The 16048-nt window shown below is 73.2% G+C and carries 16 protein-coding genes; 11 read left to right on the forward strand and 5 right to left on the reverse strand.

The features are described 5' to 3' along the window. Nucleotides 1–41 precede the first annotated feature (41 nt). Entirely contained in the window at nucleotides 42–506 is a 465-nt protein-coding gene (locus ABC138_RS08530) for a YbaK/EbsC family protein (RefSeq protein ID WP_068327350.1), read from the forward strand. Between the two features lie 818 nt (nucleotides 507–1324). On the opposite strand, the gene ABC138_RS08535 is transcribed toward ABC138_RS08530, so the two are convergent. Further along, nucleotides 1325–2083 carry an SDR family NAD(P)-dependent oxidoreductase gene (locus ABC138_RS08535; RefSeq protein ID WP_068327353.1) on the reverse strand — a complete coding sequence of 253 codons (759 nt, stop codon included), beginning with the start codon at nucleotides 2081–2083 and terminating at the stop codon, nucleotides 1325–1327. A gap of 92 nt (nucleotides 2084–2175) precedes the next feature. Here ABC138_RS08535 and ABC138_RS08540 point away from each other — a divergent pair, with 92 nt between their 5' ends. The 5 genes from ABC138_RS08540 (at nucleotide 2176) to ABC138_RS08560 (ending at nucleotide 6518) form a co-directional block, all read left to right on the forward strand. Continuing rightward, on the forward strand, nucleotides 2176–3132 hold the full coding sequence (locus ABC138_RS08540) for a 5,10-methylenetetrahydrofolate reductase (protein ID WP_345913393.1): 957 nt from the start codon (nucleotides 2176–2178) through the stop codon (nucleotides 3130–3132). 33 nt (nucleotides 3133–3165) lie between these two features. Continuing rightward, nucleotides 3166–4008, forward strand: coding sequence for an SMP-30/gluconolactonase/LRE family protein (locus ABC138_RS08545; protein ID WP_345913394.1), 843 nt, complete (start codon nucleotides 3166–3168; stop codon nucleotides 4006–4008). Nucleotides 4009–4017: 9 nt separating this feature from the next. Beyond that, nucleotides 4018–4665, forward strand: coding sequence for a hypothetical protein (locus ABC138_RS08550; protein WP_345913396.1), 648 nt, complete (start codon nucleotides 4018–4020; stop codon nucleotides 4663–4665). 69 nt (nucleotides 4666–4734) lie between these two features. Continuing rightward, on the forward strand, nucleotides 4735–5883 hold the full coding sequence (locus ABC138_RS08555; protein ID WP_068327360.1) for an LLM class flavin-dependent oxidoreductase: 1149 nt from the start codon (nucleotides 4735–4737) through the stop codon (nucleotides 5881–5883). Then, on the forward strand, nucleotides 5880–6518 hold the full coding sequence (locus ABC138_RS08560) for an FMN reductase (protein WP_345913399.1): 639 nt from the start codon (nucleotides 5880–5882) through the stop codon (nucleotides 6516–6518). Before ABC138_RS08555 ends, ABC138_RS08560 begins: the two co-directional genes overlap by 4 nt. 124 nt (nucleotides 6519–6642) lie before the next feature. Here ABC138_RS08560 and ABC138_RS08565 read toward each other — a convergent pair whose 3' ends face one another. Both ABC138_RS08565 and ABC138_RS08570 read right to left on the reverse strand, forming a co-directional pair. Then, entirely contained in the window at nucleotides 6643–8124 is a 1482-nt protein-coding gene (locus ABC138_RS08565; protein WP_345913400.1) for a hypothetical protein, read from the reverse strand. Between the two features lie 31 nt (nucleotides 8125–8155). Continuing rightward, nucleotides 8156–9076 carry a nitronate monooxygenase gene (locus ABC138_RS08570; RefSeq protein WP_345913401.1) on the reverse strand — a complete coding sequence of 307 codons (921 nt, stop codon included), beginning with the start codon at nucleotides 9074–9076 and terminating at the stop codon, nucleotides 8156–8158. A 46-nt stretch (nucleotides 9077–9122) separates the two neighbouring features. On the opposite strand from ABC138_RS08570, the gene ABC138_RS08575 reads away from it, so the two are divergent. Continuing rightward, nucleotides 9123–9788, forward strand: coding sequence for a peptidylprolyl isomerase (locus ABC138_RS08575; RefSeq protein WP_345913402.1), 666 nt, complete (start codon nucleotides 9123–9125; stop codon nucleotides 9786–9788). A gap of 2 nt (nucleotides 9789–9790) precedes the next feature. Next, complete coding sequence (locus ABC138_RS08580) at nucleotides 9791–10126, forward strand: MGMT family protein (protein ID WP_068327375.1); 336 nt, start codon at nucleotides 9791–9793, stop codon at nucleotides 10124–10126. A 101-nt stretch (nucleotides 10127–10227) separates the two neighbouring features. Here ABC138_RS08580 and ABC138_RS08585 read toward each other — a convergent pair whose 3' ends face one another. Both ABC138_RS08585 and ABC138_RS08590 read right to left on the reverse strand, forming a co-directional pair. Then, nucleotides 10228–11745, reverse strand: coding sequence for a DHA2 family efflux MFS transporter permease subunit (locus tag ABC138_RS08585; protein WP_345913403.1), 1518 nt, complete (start codon nucleotides 11743–11745; stop codon nucleotides 10228–10230). Between the two features lie 34 nt (nucleotides 11746–11779). After that, entirely contained in the window at nucleotides 11780–12622 is an 843-nt protein-coding gene (locus ABC138_RS08590) for a hypothetical protein (protein WP_068327383.1), read from the reverse strand. Between the two features lie 62 nt (nucleotides 12623–12684). On the opposite strand from ABC138_RS08590, the gene ABC138_RS08595 reads away from it, so the two are divergent. Genes ABC138_RS08595 through ABC138_RS08605 form a run of 3 tightly spaced genes read left to right on the forward strand, consistent with a single transcriptional unit; the run spans nucleotide 12685 to nucleotide 15946 of the window. Next, complete coding sequence (locus tag ABC138_RS08595) at nucleotides 12685–13353, forward strand: helix-turn-helix domain-containing protein (protein ID WP_345913404.1); 669 nt, start codon at nucleotides 12685–12687, stop codon at nucleotides 13351–13353. Beyond that, nucleotides 13350–14360, forward strand: a complete 1011-nt coding sequence (locus ABC138_RS08600; protein WP_345913405.1) for an ABC transporter ATP-binding protein — start codon at nucleotides 13350–13352, stop codon at nucleotides 14358–14360. Before ABC138_RS08595 ends, ABC138_RS08600 begins: the two co-directional genes overlap by 4 nt. Next, nucleotides 14357–15946 carry a hypothetical protein gene (locus ABC138_RS08605; protein WP_345913406.1) on the forward strand — a complete coding sequence of 530 codons (1590 nt, stop codon included), beginning with the start codon at nucleotides 14357–14359 and terminating at the stop codon, nucleotides 15944–15946. Before ABC138_RS08600 ends, ABC138_RS08605 begins: the two co-directional genes overlap by 4 nt. The last annotated feature ends 102 nt before the right edge of the window (nucleotides 15947–16048 follow it).

Here is a 16048-nt window from a genome sequence, read left to right on the forward strand (position 1 = left end):
TGCACGAGACGGCCCGGGTCCCCCAGTCGTAGGGTCGGATCATGGACGGCACCCGGGCGACGCAGGCCCTGAGCGACAGCGGCATCGAGCACACGATCACGCGGCACGGCAAGGTGCGCTCCCTCGAGGAGGCAGCCGCCGCCCGCGGGGTCGAGCCGCGCGACATCATCAAGACCCTCGTGGTGCGAAGGGGGGAGGGCGACCACCTCTTCGTCCTCGTCCCCGGCGACCGCCAGATCTCCTGGCCGAAGCTGCGCACCCTCCTCTCCGTCAACCGGATCTCGTTGCCGGACAAGGAGGTCGCGCAGGAGGTGACCGGCTACGAGAGGGGCACGATCACCCCCTTCGGCTCCCTGACCGCGCTGCCGGTGATCGCCGACACGACCGTCGCCGGTCGCACCGTCTCGATCGGCGCCGGCGAGCACGGCCTCGCCGCCACCCTCGACGCGGACGCGATGATCGCCCACCTCGGCGCGCAGGTCGCCGACGTCACCGAGCCGGCCTGACCCTTCGAGACGCTTGCTGCGCAAGCTCCTCAGGGAGCGGGACGGCGCTGCGCAAGCTCCTCAGGGAGCGGGACGGCGCTACGCAAGCTCCTCAGGGAGCGGGACGGCGCTGCGCAAGCTCCTCAGGGAGCGGGACGGCGCTGCGCAAGCTCCTCAGGGAGCGGGACGGCGCTGCGCAAGCTCCTCAGGGAGCGGGACGGCGCTGCGCAAGCTCCTCAGGGAGCGGGACGGCGCTGCGCAAGCTCCTCAGGGAGCGGGACGGCGCTGCGCAAGCTCCTCAGGGAGCGGGACGGCGCTGCGCAAGCTCCTCAGGGAGCGGGACGGCGCTGCGCAAGCTCCTCAGGGAGCGGGACGGCGCTGCGCAAGCTCCTCAGGGAGCGGGACGGCGCTGCGCAAGCTCCTCAGGGAGCGGGACGGCGCTGCGCAAGCTCCTCAGGGAGCGGGACGGCGCTGCGCAAGCTCCTCAGGGAGCGGGACGGCGCTGCGCAAGCTCCTCAGGGAGCGGGACGGCGCTGCGCAAGCTCCTCAGGGAGCGGGACGGCGCTGCGCAAGCTCCTCAGGGAGCGGGACGGCGCTGCGCAAGCTCCTCAGGGAGCGGGACGGCGCTGCGCAAGCTCCTCAGGGAGCGGGACGGCGCTGCGCAAGCTCCTCAGGGAGCGGGACGGCGCTGCGCAAGCTCCTCAGGGAGCGGGACGGCGCTGCGCAAGCTCCTCAGGGAGCGGGACGGCGCTGCGCAAGCTCCTCAGGGAGCGGGACGGCGCTGCGCAAGCTCCTCAGGGAGCGGGACGGCGCTGCGCAAGCTCCTCAGGGAGCGGGAGTCAGCGGGGGGCCATGCGCAGCGAGCCGTCCATGCGGATGACCTCGCCGTTGAGGTAGTCGTGGTCGATGATCGCGAGCGCGAGCTGGGCGTACTCGTCGGGACGGGCGAGGCGCTGCGGGAAGGGGACGCCGGCGGCGAGGCCCGCGCGGAACTCCTCGGAGACCGTCGCGAGCATCGGGGTCTCGACGATGCCGGGCGCGATCGTCATGACGCGGATGCCGTGCTGGGCGAGGTCGCGCGCGGCGGGCAGGGTGAGGCCGACGATGCCGCCCTTGCTCGAGGCGTACGCGGCCTGACCGACCTGGCCGTCGTAGGCGGCGATCGAGGCGGTGTTGATGACGATGCCGCGGGCGCCGTCCTCGAGGGGCTCGGTGGCCGCGATCCTCTCCGCGGCGAGCGTCATGACGTTGAAGGAGCCGATGAGGTTGACCTGGACGACCTTGGCGTAGAAGGCGAGGTCGTGGGGGCCCTTCTTGCCGAGGATGCGCATCGAGGGGCCGATGCCGGCACAGCTGACGACGGTGCGCAGCGGCACGCCCGCACCGGCGGCGGTGTCGACGGCGGTCTGGACCTGCTCCGGGTCGGTGACGTCGACCGCGACGTACTCGACGCCCTCGACCTGCGGCGCGGTCTCGACGGCGGTCGGCAGGTCGAAGGCGTAGACCTTCGCCCCGGCCGCGGCGAGCGCGGAGGCCGTGGCGGCGCCGAGGCCGGAGGCCCCGCCGGTGACGATGGCTGCGGTGTCCGTGATCTGCATGCTTCTCCTTCGACGAGGCCGGGATGGCTCGGGCCGAGCCTAGCCAGCGGACGCCCCGGCGAGCGCCCCTCCCCGGCGGATAACGTGCAGCCATGGAGCAGCCCGAGTCGGAGTCGCACACGCCTTCCCCCGGGGCCTTCCCTGCGCCGGCACGCAACCCCCGCGAGGTCCTGCTCTTCGGCCTGACGCCCCCGCGCGCCGAGACCGCCCCCGAGCGCGTCGCCGAGATCGCCGCCCGGACGCTCGAGCGCGTCGAGGCGCTGCCCGTCGACGCCCTCGTGCTCTACGACATCACCGACGAGGCCGACCGCAACGACGCGCCGCGGCCCTTCCCCTTCGCCGCGATGCTCGACCCGGGCGAGTACCTGTGCCGCCAGCTGCAGGCGTGGGACCGGCCGGCGATCGTCTACCGCGCGGTCGGCAAGTACGCCCAGGACGAGCTGCGCACGTGGCTGGAGTCCGCGCCGGACAACGTGCTGACGGTCTTCGTCGGGTCCTCGACGCGCGACGCCGAGATGCGCACCAGCCTCGCGGAGGCGGTGGAGCTGCACCGCACGGTGCGCCCCCTCCTGCCGCTCGGTGGCGTGACGATCCCCGAGCGCCACGCCGGGCGCGGCGACGAGCACGAGCGGATCCTGCGCAAGCAGCACGCCGGGTCGAGCTTCTTCATCAGCCAGATCGTCTACGACATCGGTGCCGCCAAGAACCTCGCGTCCGACTACCGCTACGCGGTCGTGGAGGACCGGCTCGACCCGGCGCCGCTGATCTTCACGCTCTCGCTGTGCGGGTCGCCCAAGACGCTGCAGTTCCTCGAGTGGCTCGGGGTCGACGTGCCGAGCTGGGTGCGCAACGAGATCCTCCACGCCGACGACCCGCTCGCCTGGTCCAAGCTCCACGCGCTCAACGCCGCACGCGAGCTGTCCAGCTTCTGCCGCTACCTCGGCATCCCCTTCGGCTTCAACATCGAGTCCGTCTCCAGCCGCAAGGTCGAGATCGAGGCGGCCGTGGAGCTGACGCACCAGATCGCGGAGCTGCTCGAGCGGGACTGAGCCGGACCACGGCCCCCGGCTAGCCTCGAGGGCATGCGCGCCACCCGCCTCACCGATGCCGTCGCCCACCACGCCGAAGGCCCCTGCTGGTGGCCCGGGTGGGGCGGCCTGCGCTGGGTCGACATGCTCGCCGGCGACGTCCTCGCCCTCGACGACAGCGGCGCGATCTCCCGCACCCACGTCGGCGACGTCGCCGCGATGATCCGGCCCCGCGTGGGCGGGGGTGCGGTCATCGCGGTCGAGCGGGGGCTGGCGCTCGCCGACGAGGACTGGCGGGTGGATCCCCTTCGCCCGCTGTGGACCACGGACGCGGTCCGGATGAACGAGGGCGGGGTCGCGCCCGACGGCACCCTCTACGTCGGGTCGATGGCCTACGACCAGGCGAAGGGGGCCGCGCGCCTCTACCGCGTCGGCGCCGACCTGTCCGTCGAGACCGCGCTGCCCGCCGTGACGGTCTCCAACGGCATCGACTGGTCACCGGACGGGACGCTCGCCTACTACGACGACACGGCGACCGGCCGGATCACGGTCTTCGACTGGACGCCGGAGGGCGGGCTGGTCGACGGGCGAACCTTCGCGGACGTCGACGGCAACCCCGACGGCCTGACCGTCGATGCCGAAGGGGGTGTCTGGACCGCTCTCTTCGGCGCCGGCCGGGTGGAACGCCGCTCCCCCGACGGGACGCTCGACGCGGTGGTCGAGGTCGGCGCGCGGCAGGTGACCGCGTGCACCTTCGGCGGCGCGGACCTCGACGAGCTGTACATCACGACCTCGCGGGAGGGCCTCGACGAGGGCGAGGACCCCGCCGCCGGGTCGGTCTTCGTCGCGTCCCCGGGGGTGCGCGGGAAGGGGGTCACCCCCTTCGCGCGGTCCTAGTCTGGATCGATGAGGACTCTGGGTGTCATCCGTGACGGCGGTGCCGAGCTGGGCGGCCACGCGCTGTCGGTGCTGATCAACAGGATCTACGGCCGTGGCGGAGCCAGGCCGCTGCATCCCGAGGGGGAGGTCTTCCGGGGGACGTGGTCCGTGACCGAGGACGCGGCGGTACCCGTCGGTGTCGCCGTGTGCGACCAGCAGGGCACGTGGACCTGCGTGGTGCGACGCAGTCGCGCCATCGGGCTGCCCGCTGGGACCCCTGACATCGAGGGCATCGCGGTACACCTCGACGGGCCGTCCGGAGGAGACCTCCTGCTCGCCGGCACCGGCAGCGGGCGCGTCAGCCGCCACCTGCTGCTGCCGCGCGTGTCCGCCGGCACGTGCTCGACCCTCGTGCCGATGGCCACGGGCACCGGACCCCTGCTCCTGCGCCTGACGCCGCGGGGCACGGCCGCCATGGCCTGGGAGCTGTCGTGGTCGAGACCAGGAGGACGGTGGCACACCTTCGGCAGCCTGACCCTCGATGGCGACGCCGCACCCGCGGACCCCTTCGACCCTGTGGACGAGCTGCCCCGAGGGCTGAGCCAGTACCGGACCATGGCCCTGCTGCGCCGGCCCTCGTACGTCCAGGCCGCCCGGCAGAGATCCACCCGTTGACCATGGAATGGAACCGCGGGGCCCCCTGTTGGTATAGTTGAATCATCAACAACCCCGGAGGCAGCGGTCATGCAGTTCGGCATCTTCACCGTCGGTGACGTCACGATGGACCCCACGACCGGCCGCACGCCGAGCGAGGGCGAGCGCATCGACGCGATCACGCAGATCGCGCTCAAGGCCGAGGAGGTCGGGCTCGACGTCTTCGCGACGGGCGAGCACCACAACCCTCCCTTCGTCCCGTCGGCACCGACGACCCACCTCGCCTGGATCGCGGCGAAGACCGAGCGGCTCAAGCTCTCCACGTCCACGACCCTCATCACGACGACCGACCCCGTGCGCATCGCCGAGGACTACGCCTTCCTCCAGCACCTGTCCGGCGGCCGTCTGGACCTGATGATGGGCCGCGGCAACACCGGCCCCGTCTACCCGTGGTTCGGCAAGGACATCCGCCAGGGCATCCCGCTGGCGGTCGAGAACTACCACCTGCTGCGCCGCCTGTGGCGCGAGGAGTCGGTGAGCTGGAAGGGCCAGTTCCGCACGCCCCTGCAGGGCTTCACCTCGACCCCCCGACCGCTGGACGGCGTCGCCCCCTTCGTCTGGCACGGGTCGATCCGCTCCACCGAGATCGCCGAGCAGGCCGCCTTCTACGGCGACGGGTTCTTCCACAACAACATCTTCTGGAACCTCGAGCACACCGCCCAGATGGTCGAGCTGTACCGCCGCCGCTTCGAGCACTACGGCCACGGTGACGCCAGCCAGGCGATCGTCGGGCTCGGCGGGCAGGCCTTCATGGCCGGCACCGAGGCGGAGGCCAAGCGGGTCTTCCGTCCGTACTTCGACAACGCGCCGGTCTACGGGCACGGTCCCTCGATGGAGGACTTCACCCGGCAGACGCCGCTCACCGTCGGCACGCCCGAGATGGTCATCGAGCGCACGCTGTCCTTCGCCGACCACGTCGGGGACTACCAGCGCCAGCTCTTCCTCATGGACCACGCCGGGTTGCCGCTCGAGATGGCCCTGGAGCAGGTCGAGCTGCTCGGCCGCGAGGTCGTGCCGGTGCTGCGCCGGGAGTTCGAGGCGCGCCGCCCCGAGGGTGTCCCGAGCGAGCCGCCCACGCACGCGTCGCTCGTCGCCGAGGGCCCCGACAGCCCGCACCGCAAGGTCGTGACCAGCCCGGTCGCGATCGCCCAGCAGGAGCAGGAGATGGCAGCCCGGTGAGCCGCCGCGTCGTCGTCATCAGCGCCGGGCTCTCGCAGCCCTCGAGCACCCGACTGCTCGCCAACCAGCTCGCGGACGCCACGCGCTCCGCGGTCGGCGGGCGGGGCGAGTCCCTCGACGTCGAGTTCGTCGAGCTGCGCGAGCTGGCCGTCGAGATGGCCGAGTCGATGGTCTCCGGAGGACGCCCCACTCCGGCCTTGGGCGCCGCCCAGCGCCAGGTTGCGGCGGCCGACGGCATCATCGCCGTCACGCCCGTCTTCACGGCCAGCTACTCCGGTCTGTTCAAGACCTTCGTCGACCTGCTCGACAAGGACGCGCTCACCGGCACGCCCGTGCTCGTCGCGGCGACCGCCGGCACGCCCCGGCACTCGTTGGTGCTCGAGCACGCCCTGCGCCCGCTCTTCGCCTACCTACGGGCCGTCGTCGTGCCGACCGCGGTGTTCGCGGCGACCGAGGACTTCGGTGGCGAGGTCGACCTCGACCGTCGCGTGCAGCGCGCCGCCGAGGAGCTCGCCGCCCTCGTGGTGGCCGAGCGCACCGGGGTCGCCGGCTTCGCCCAGGGCGCCGACGAGCCGGGGCCCCTCGGGCCGGTGACGGACTTCAGCCAGTTGTTGCGGGGGCATGACGGGGGCTGAGGGGGCTCGTCCCAGGATTATCGGGTCACCCGATATTCATCGGGTTCCCATGAGTTTAAAACTCTTGCGAACCCGAGGTTTATCGGGTGACCCGATAATCATGAGGCGGGTGTGCCCACCACCGTCAGCCCCGCAGGCGCCGCCTCACCGAGCCGGGCAGGCCGGCCACGGCGGCGACGCCCAGGGCGGTCTTGGGCTCGTAGGCCACGCGCCACAGGCCGCCGTGGGCCGCGGCATCGCTGAAGAGCTCCTCCGGGTGCGCCCGCTGCGGCACCCCGCGGACGAGGTCGCGCACGAGCAGCGCCGCCATGAGCGGGCGCACCGTCTCCGGCCGGAAAACCTCGACGCCGAAGTGGTGCGCACCGCCGTACGCGGCCCCGAGCACCGGGTTCTTCGTCACCGAGCGCGTCCACGTGGCGGGGGCGACGTTGAAGGAGACGGTCTGCCCGCTCCCTTCGGCCGCGACGCCGCGCCAGCGCTGCAGCCGCTTGGCGAGCGAGTAGTTGGGGCCCTGCTGGGGCACGATGACGTCGGCGATCCCGGAGCGCCCCTCCGGCGCATCGCGATAGGCGGGCTCGAAGAGCCGCCCGCGCCCGACCGCGCGCGCCGGCGCCTGGACACCTCTGAGCCCGAGCCCCCGCGCGTCCCAGCGCCGCCGGGCATCGGCGACCACGTCCGGCGGCACGACGAAGGCGTCGGTCGGGGTCGCCAGCCACGCGAGCGCGGTGCCGGGGTCGGCAGCGGTCAGCTCGTCCATCAGCAGGTCGACCGCCGCCGTGAGGCGCACGTGCACCCCGGAGTCCGCGTACGCGTGCATCCCGACGGCCAGGGGCAGGTCGCCCTGCTGCCGCCGGACCCACTCGAGGACCTGCGGCAGCTGGTGGACGACGTCGCCGCCCTCCTCACCGGCCGGGTCGACGGGGAAGGTCAGCGTGCCCGCGCCGCGGGAGGCCAGGCCCTTCTTGTACCGCCAGGCGCGGCTGCGCGGCAGGTCGATCGCGAGCACGTCGGCGCCCCAGGACAGCAGGGTCTCGAGCGGCCCCATCTCGGCGCCGGCCCCGATGAGCAGCGCGCGGTGGCCCGGCAGCGCGAGCCACTCCGGGTGGTCGACGACCTCCTCGACCGCCGCCGCGAAGGAGGGTTCGACGATCCCGCGGTCCACCCACGCGGCGAGCTGACCGCGCAGCTGATCGCCGGCGAGCTCACGCCCCTCGTAGGGCACCCGCAGCTCGGTGACCGGCCGCGCGGTGCCCCGCACGGACTCGGTCCCGAAGGTCGCCTCGCTCGCCCCGCCCGGCTCCGCCTCCTCGAGCGGCACCTCGGCACCGCCCGCGTCGACGAGCACCATCCGGCGGCGCATCGAGGCCAGCCCGTCGGCCGCGATGCGGGTCGCGGCGTCGGGCGAGGCGGCGCTGGCGAGCGTCACCGCGTGGACGAGGTCGGCGTAGTCCTTGCGCCAGTCGCGTGCGCCGTCGACGCGCTCGGCCAGGGCCGGGTCGACGGCACGGACGGAGTCCGCGAGGACCCCCTTCGTCGTCGGGGTCGTCGTCCGTCGGCCCTGGTCGTCGCTCGGGAAGTGCACGCCCGCGGAGGTCTCGTCGCTCATGCCCTCATCCTGTGGGACGAGTCACACGACATCAAATGCCGTCCGCCAGAGCCCGCACGACGGCGGCCGCGTCGGTCTCCGCGCTGAGCCGGTCGACACCGGTGCCCGCGTAGAGCGGCGCGTAGCCGGGGTCGCCGGCCGCCCGCCCCGCGGCGTGCTCGGCGCGGGCGTCCGCGGTCATCGCGTCCTCGCCCCCCGCCCACTGCCGGACGAAGGGGGTCGACACGGCCCTCCCGCCGAACTCGCGCGGCCACGCGAGGTCCTGGGCCACGTCGTGCACCCGGGAGTACGTCGTCGAGCTCGCCACGACGATCGCGGCGCGCGCGGCCGGGGTGTTGTCGGCCTCGACGCAGGTGAGGAAGGGGGTGCCGCACCAGACCCCGGCGGCTCCCGCGGCGAGGGCCCGGGCCACGTCGCCCCCGGTGGCGATGCCGCCGGCGGCGAGGACCGGGCGGTCGGTCTCGGCGAGCGCACGGGCGAGCATGTCGGCGGTGGCCACCTCGTCACGCCCGTGTCCGCCCCCTTCGCCCCCGCGGGCCACGACGACGTCCGCGCCCGCGTCGATCGCCTCCGCCAGGTCGGCCGCGTTGCCCACCTGGCAGGCGGTGCGCAGGCCGGCCTCCCGCAGCCGGGCGACGGGCGCGGCGAGTGCGCCGAAGGACACCGACACGAGCGCCGGACGGCGCTCCCCCTCGAGCGCGAGGACGGCGTCGATCTGGTCGTCGACCTCGTCCACCCACGCCATGAGGCCGATGCCGAAGGGGGTCCCTCCCGCCCCCGCGATCGCCGCCTGCTCCGTGATCCACTCGGGCGAGGAGGCACCCCGAGCGCCGATCATGCCGAGGCCACCGGCGGTCGAGACCGCATGCGCCAGACGGCCGCCGGCGACGCCGGCCATCGGCGCGCAGACGATCGGGTGGGTGATGGCGAGGGTCCGGGTGAGCGAGGCCATGCCCTCATCATGCGCCCGCGAGCACGCAGGTTCGTAGACTCCGGCCATGACCCGACGCGCCCTGCCCGCCCTCGCCGCCGCCGTCCTGCTCGCCCTCACCGGGTGCGGCTCCGGCTCCGGCGACGGCGGCACCGACGCGAAGACCACGGCGGTCAGCGGCGCGACCGAGTGCCCGCCCGAGGGCGGGGCCAAGGTGCGCGCCACCTCCTTCGAGGAGGCGCCGCCGATGTGCATCGACGAGGCGAAGACCTACACGGCGACGCTCGCCACCGACGCCGGTGACGTGACGATCGAGCTGGACGCCGAGGGGGCGCCGACGACGGTCAACAACTTCGTCGTCCTCGCGCGCTACGGGTACTACGACGGGCTGACCTTCCACCGCGTCATCAAGGACTTCATGGTCCAGGGCGGTGACCCGTCGGGCGACGGCAGCGGCGGCCCCGGCTACGAGTTCGAGGACGAGCTGCCGCAGGCCGGGGACTACGAGATCGGCTCGGTCGCGATGGCCAACGCAGGGCCGGACACCAACGGCTCGCAGTTCTTCATCGTCACCGGCGACGCGGGCGTGGGACTGCCGCCGAGCTACAGCCTCTTCGGCAAGGTCACCGAGGGGATGGACGCCGTCGAGGCGATCGAGGCCGACGGGTCGAGCGGCGACGGCGCCCCGGCGAAGGTCCACCGCATCGAGAGCGTGACGGTCAGCGAGGAGTGAGCATGGACGACGTCCTCGTGGAGAGGGTGCTGCGTGCGGTGGAGCTCGTCCCCCGTGGACGGGTCATCTCCTACGGGGACATCGCGGCGCTCGTCGGCACCGGGCCCCGGCAGGTCGGCTGGGTCCTGCGCGAGTACGGCAGCGGGGTCGCGTGGTGGCGTGTCGTCAACGCCTCTGGGGACGCGCCGCAGCACAAGCGGTCCGCCGTCTTCGAGCACTGGCGGCAGGAGGGCATCGGGGTCAAGCCCAACGGGCTGGGCTGCCGCATCACCGAGTACCGGGTCGACCTCGGCGAGCTCGGCCGTGCTCACGCCGCGGCCACCGACGACCTGGCCTGAGGCTGGTCCCAGGAGTCCCAGGTTTATCGGGTCACCCGATAAACCTCGCCTTCGCAAGGGTTTGAAACTCCTGCGAAGGCGACGAAAGTCTTGCTCAGCGGTCAGGCCCCGGGGCGGCCGACGTGCTTCATGCGCTCCAGGGTCAGGGCGGCGAGGGCGCCGACGACGAGGACCGCGGCGGGCAGGAGCATCGAGTCCGACAGGGCCGCCGAGAGCGCGTCGGCGACGTGGGGTGGGAGCTCGACCGGGCCGGCCGACGAGGCCTCGGGCCCGCCGCCCCCGAACGAGGTGGCCGCCTGCGGGCCGAGGTGCGAGCTGATCCGCGCCGACATCAGCGCTGCGATGGCCGCCGAGCCGACGACCGAGCCGACCTGACGGGTCGTGTTGTAGATGCCCGCACCGGCGCCGGCGAGCTCGACCGGCAGGTTGCGGTTGGCGGTCGTCGCGAGCGGGCCCCAGATGCACGCGCCGGTCACGCCGATGAAGGTGATCGTCACGAGGACCGCCCACATCGGGGCATCGGGGGTCATCAGCCGCGAGAGCACGAAGAGGGTGATGGCGAAGCCCCCGAGGCCGAAGGTCGGGAGCAGGCGCGGGTGGATGCGGTCGACGAGCCGGCCGACGGGTCGGGCGAGCAGGATCGAGGCCACTGCCTGCGGCGCGATGCACAGCGCGGCGCCGGTCGGCGAGTACCCGCGCACGGTCTGCAACCAGATGAGCATCGGGAACATCATCGCCGTGACGGCCAGGCCCATCATCGTGATCGCCAGGTTGGACAGCGAGAAGTTGCGGTCCCGGAACAGGCCGAGGGGCACGAGCGGCTCGCGCGGACCCCGCGCCTGCCAGGCGATGAACCCGATCAGGACGAGCAGGCCGGCGCCGATGAGCGTCGGGATGGTGACCGGTCCGGCGTACTGGCCCCAGTCGTGGCTCTCGCCCTCCTGCAGACCGAAGATCACGAGGAAGAGCCCGACGGCCGACAGCGCCACGCCGACCCAGTCCATCGCGTGGGCGTGCACCTCCAGCCGCGGGACGAGCCGCAGCGCGGCGACGAAGCCGACGATGCCGACCGGCACGTTGATGAAGAAGATCCACTCCCAGCCGAGCGCGTCGAGCAGGACCCCGCCGAGCAGCGGCCCGACGAGGAAGGCCACACCGGCGGTCGCGCCCCACAGCGCCATGGCCGACCCTCTTCGCTCCGGCGGGAAGGTGCGGGTGATGACCGCCATCGTCTGCGGGGTCATCATCGACGCGCCGAGTCCCTGGACGACCCGGGCCCCGACGAGCCAGCCGATCGTCGGGGACAGGCCGCAGGCGAGCGAGGCGAGGGTGAAGATCGCCAGCCCCACGAGGTAGAGCCTCTTGGGGCCGTACCGGTCGCCGAAGCGCCCGGTGATGAGCAGCGGCACCGCGTAGGCGAGCAGGTAGGCACTGGTCACCCAGAGCACGGGCTCGATGCCGGCGTCGAGGTCCTCCATGAGCGCAGGTGTCGCGATCGAGACGATCGAGACGTCGACGAGGATCATGAAGAACCCGACGACGAGGGCCCACAGCGCCGGCCACGGGTTGTCGGGCTGGTCATCCCGGGCGGTACCTACGGGCGCCCTCTCGACAGTCATACGGAGGACGCTACGCCTGCGGACGGACAGCCTGTCAGGCGAAGACGCCTTCCGGGAAGGCACCGTTCGCCAGCGCCTGTCGGACCCACGGGCGTCCCAGCTCCGCGAGCCGGGTGGCGCCGTCCTCCCCCAGTGCGTCCCACGGCCCCACGGCCATCCGGTCGGTGGCCTCCTCGACCCGCCGTCGCAGGGCCTGCCCTTGCTCGGTCAGACCGCCCTGCGTCGTCAGCACGCCACGCTCGACGAGGTCGGCTGCCGTCGCACCCCACTCGTCCTCGCTCCAGCCACGGGTGGTCTGGGCAGCGGTCACCGTGAATCCACGGCCTGTGGCGGTGTGGGTGATGAGGGCCTCGAGACCGGACAGGCCCTCGCCGAGGAGAGCCGCGACGTGCCCGTCCCCGCGGTGCTCGCGCACGATCGTCAGGGCGTGGAAGAGCACGAGGCGTGGCTCGCTCGGCCACGACAGCCCGGCGTGGGCGGCAGAGAGCGGGCGGCCGGCCACCGAGCAGGCGACCGCAGCGGTGCGCGCCAGCTCCGCCGCCTCGGCGACCTCGTCCGGGTCCAGACCGCCGAGGAGCCGGCTCCACGCGCTCGCGACGCCCCGGTAGCGGGCTGCCGTGACCTCGTGCGGGGACGCCAGGGTCCACGCGTCGCTCAGGTGGCGCTCCACGAGCTCGGGGTTGAACACGAAGAAGGTCGCCGCCACCGTCCCCGGCGAGACGGCCCCCATCGGCGCCGAGCGCGAGGCGAAGTAGCACATGCGACCTGGGCGCAGCCCGAGCTCGGTGAGCTCCGCGCCGACCTCCGGGGCGAAGTACCCGAAGGCATGCAGGGTCTCGAGGGAGCGGGCGACGGAGCCAGCGGCACGGGGGTCCATGTCCCCTGTCTACCGTCAGCGGCCCTTGACCTCTCACTGAACACAAGTTCAGTATGCTGAACATGGGTTCAGCCGAGGACCGCACGGGACGGGCGAGGGTGCGTGACGCCGCGCTCGAGCTCTTCGCCGCCCACGGCGAGGACCGGGTGACGATGCGCCAGGTGGCCGAGCTCGCCGAGGTCTCCCCCGCTCTCGTCGTCCACCACTTCGGCTCCAAGGCCGGCCTGCGCGAGGCGGTCGTCGACCACGTGCGCGCGTGGATGGACGAGCTCTTCGACCTGGGCGCCGACGCCGACATGGCGCGCGACATGCGGGCCGGGGAGTGGTCCTCGATCGGCGAGGTGCTCCAGCAGGCCCTGCCCGAGGGGTCGCCGATCGTCCCCTACCTGCGGCGCCTGATGATGTCCGGCGACCCGCTCGGGACCGAGCTGCTCACCGTCTGGCACCGCCGCAACGTCGAGATCTTCACGGCCTGGGACGCCGCCGGCCGGCTCGTCGCCGGCCCCGACCCCGAGACCCGGGCCGCCCTGGCCATGACCTCGGACCTCGGCACCCTCTTCCTCGCCGACCACTGGCGTCAGGTCCTCGGCTACGACCCGCTCCACGGCGCGGGCCTCGCCCGCTGGGCCGACGAGGCGATGCGGTTCTATGCCGCGATCTTGCCTCCGCCCGATACAGCCGCAGACAGCCACATCGCGACCCCGCCCCCTTCGTCGGAGGAGACCTCATGAGCGACGTCATCCGCACCCGCGACCTGCGCAAGGCCTACGGCCGCACCCACGCCCTCGACGGCCTCGACCTGACGGTCGCCGCAGGTGAGGTCCACGGCTTCCTCGGCCCCAACGGCGCCGGCAAGTCGACGACGATCCGCGTCCTCCTCGGTCTCACCCGGGTCGACTCCGGAGAGGCGCGCCTCCTCGGTGGCGACCCGTGGCACGACGCCGTCGAGCTGCACCGGAGGCTCGCGTACGTCCCCGCCGACGTCACGCTCTGGCCGGGACTGACCGGCGGCCAGTGCATCGACGTCCTCGGACGGGCGCACGGTGGGCTGGACGAAGGGAGACGACGTGACCTCGTCGAGCGCTTCGACCTCGACACGAGCAAGAAGACGCGCGACTACTCGACCGGCAACAAGCAGAAGGTCTCGCTGATCGCCGCCCTCGCCGCCGACGTCGAGCTGCTCCTCCTCGACGAGCCGACCTCCGGCCTCGACCCGCTCATGGAGCAGGTCTTCCAGGACGTCGTCCGCGAGCGCGTCGCCGACGGCACGACCGTGCTCCTGTCGAGCCACATCCTCGGCGAGGTCGAGGCGCTCGCCGACCGGGTGAGCATCATCCGCGGCGGCCGCACGGTGACGACCGGGACGCTCGCGGACCTGCGCCGCAGCACAAGCAGCGTCCTGCACGCCGTCACCGACCGACCGCTCGACCTCGCCGACGTCCCCGGGGTCACCGGCCTCGTCGCCGGGGACGTCGAGGGGCGGCACGACCTGCGCTGCCACGTCGACGCGACCGCCGTCGCCGAGCTCGTCGGGCGCGTCCACGCCGCCGGCGTGCACACGCTGACGATCACGCCACCGAGCCTGGACGACCTGTTCCTCGAGCAGTACCGGGGTGGGGAGTCCCTTCGAGACGGTCGCTTCGCGACCTCCTCAGGGACCGGGAGCGGGAGCGGGAGCGGGACCGGGAGCGGGACCGGGAGCGGGAGAAGGAGCGGGACGGCCGGGGTCGAGCGATGAGCGTCCACGTCGGCGGCGTCGGGACGAGCCTGCGGGTGCAGTGGCGCACCGGTTGGCGGGCCTCGCTCGCCTGGGTCCTCGGCCTCACCGCCGTCGTCCTCACGACGACCACCTCGATCACCGGTCTCTACGACACCCCGGACAAGCTGCGCAGCTACTCCGCGTCGATCGCGACGCCCGCGCTGCGGATGCTCAACGGCGACGTCGCCGGCGTCGACACCCTCGGCGGCGTGCTCGTCAACGAGCTCGGCTTCGCGGTCGCCTTCGCCGTGCCGCTGATGGCGGTCGCGATGACCGTCCGCGGGACGCGAAGGGATGAGGAGGCCGGCTGTCTCGAGCTCCTCCTCGCCAGCCGCGTGGGCCGGCAGGCCCCGCTCGTCGCCTCCGTCGTCCTCGCCCTGGCGACCCTCGTCGCGCTCGGTGGGCTCGTCACCGCCGCCTTCCTCGTGGCCGGCGCGCAGACCACGGGGTCGTTCGTCTACGGCGCGGCGGTCGTCATGCTCGGCGCCGTCTTCGTCGGCGTGACCGCCGTGCTGGCGCAGGCCCTCGGCCACCAGCGCTCCGTGTGGGGCGCCGCTCTGGCGGTCGTCGTCGTCTCCTACCTCGTGCGGGGCATCGGTGCCGTCGACGGGACCTGGCTCGTCTGGCTCTCGCCGCACGGGTGGTACGACGAGGTGGCACCCTTCGGGGAGCCGCGGGTCACCCCCTTCGTCCTCGCCTCGGTCGTGACCGCGGCCCTCGTCGTGCTCTCCCTCCGCCTGTCCGCGGGGCGGGACGTCGGCGGCTCGCTCGTCGCCGCGCGCCCCGGCCCCCACCGGGCGAGCAGCGGGCTGCTCACCCCGCTCGGCCTGGCCCTGCGCGAGCACCGGACCGTCACCCTCGGGTGGGCCGTCGTCGCCGGCATCCTCATGGGCACGTACGGGTCGCTGTCGCAGACGGTCATCGACGCCTTCGAGGGCAACCCGGACCTCGAAGTCTTCCTCTCCGGGGGCGGCGCGCAGGGCATCATCGAGCCGATGGCGGCGATGTTCGTCCTCCTGCTCGCCATGGTCGTCGTCGGCTACGTCCTGCAGTCCCTCGGCTCCCTGCGCAAGGAGGAGGTCTCCGGGCGCCTCGAGCTGCAGCTGAGCGAGTCACGCAGCCGCACCGCCTGGCTGACCCCGCACCTGCTCGTCATCGCCATCGGCACCCTCGTCGTCGGGATCGTCGGGGCCCTGGCGCTCGCCGTCTCGACCGCGGTCGTCCTCGACGACGCGTCCTGGGTCGCGCGGCTCACCGGCGCCGCGGCGGCCCACCTCCCCGTCGCGCTGCTGCTCGCCGGGCTGAGCCTGACCCTCTTCGGCTGGCTGCCGCGCCTGCAGCCGGCCGCCTGGGCGGTCTTCGCCGTCGCGGCGGTCATCGGCTACATGGGACCGGGCCTCGACCTGCCGACGACGCTCGTGGAGTGGGCGCCCTTCGGCCTCGTCGGCAACGTCCCGGCCGAGGACCTCCATGTCACCGGCGCGCTCGTCGCCGGGGTGGGCGGGGTGTTGCTCGTCGCCCTCGGTCTCGTCGGGTTCAGCCGGCGGGATGTGCCGCACCGCTGATCCTGACGCGCGGGTGGCCCGCAGCCCGTGCGCGGTGCGCCTCCACCGCAGGCTCGCCGCCCGGCCGTAGGTTCGCAGGAACCGACTCCGAGGTGCCTCGTG

The sequence above is a fragment of the Janibacter sp. LM genome, from assembly GCF_039631275.1.
GTDB lineage: Bacteria > Actinomycetota > Actinomycetes > Actinomycetales > Dermatophilaceae > Janibacter > Janibacter terrae.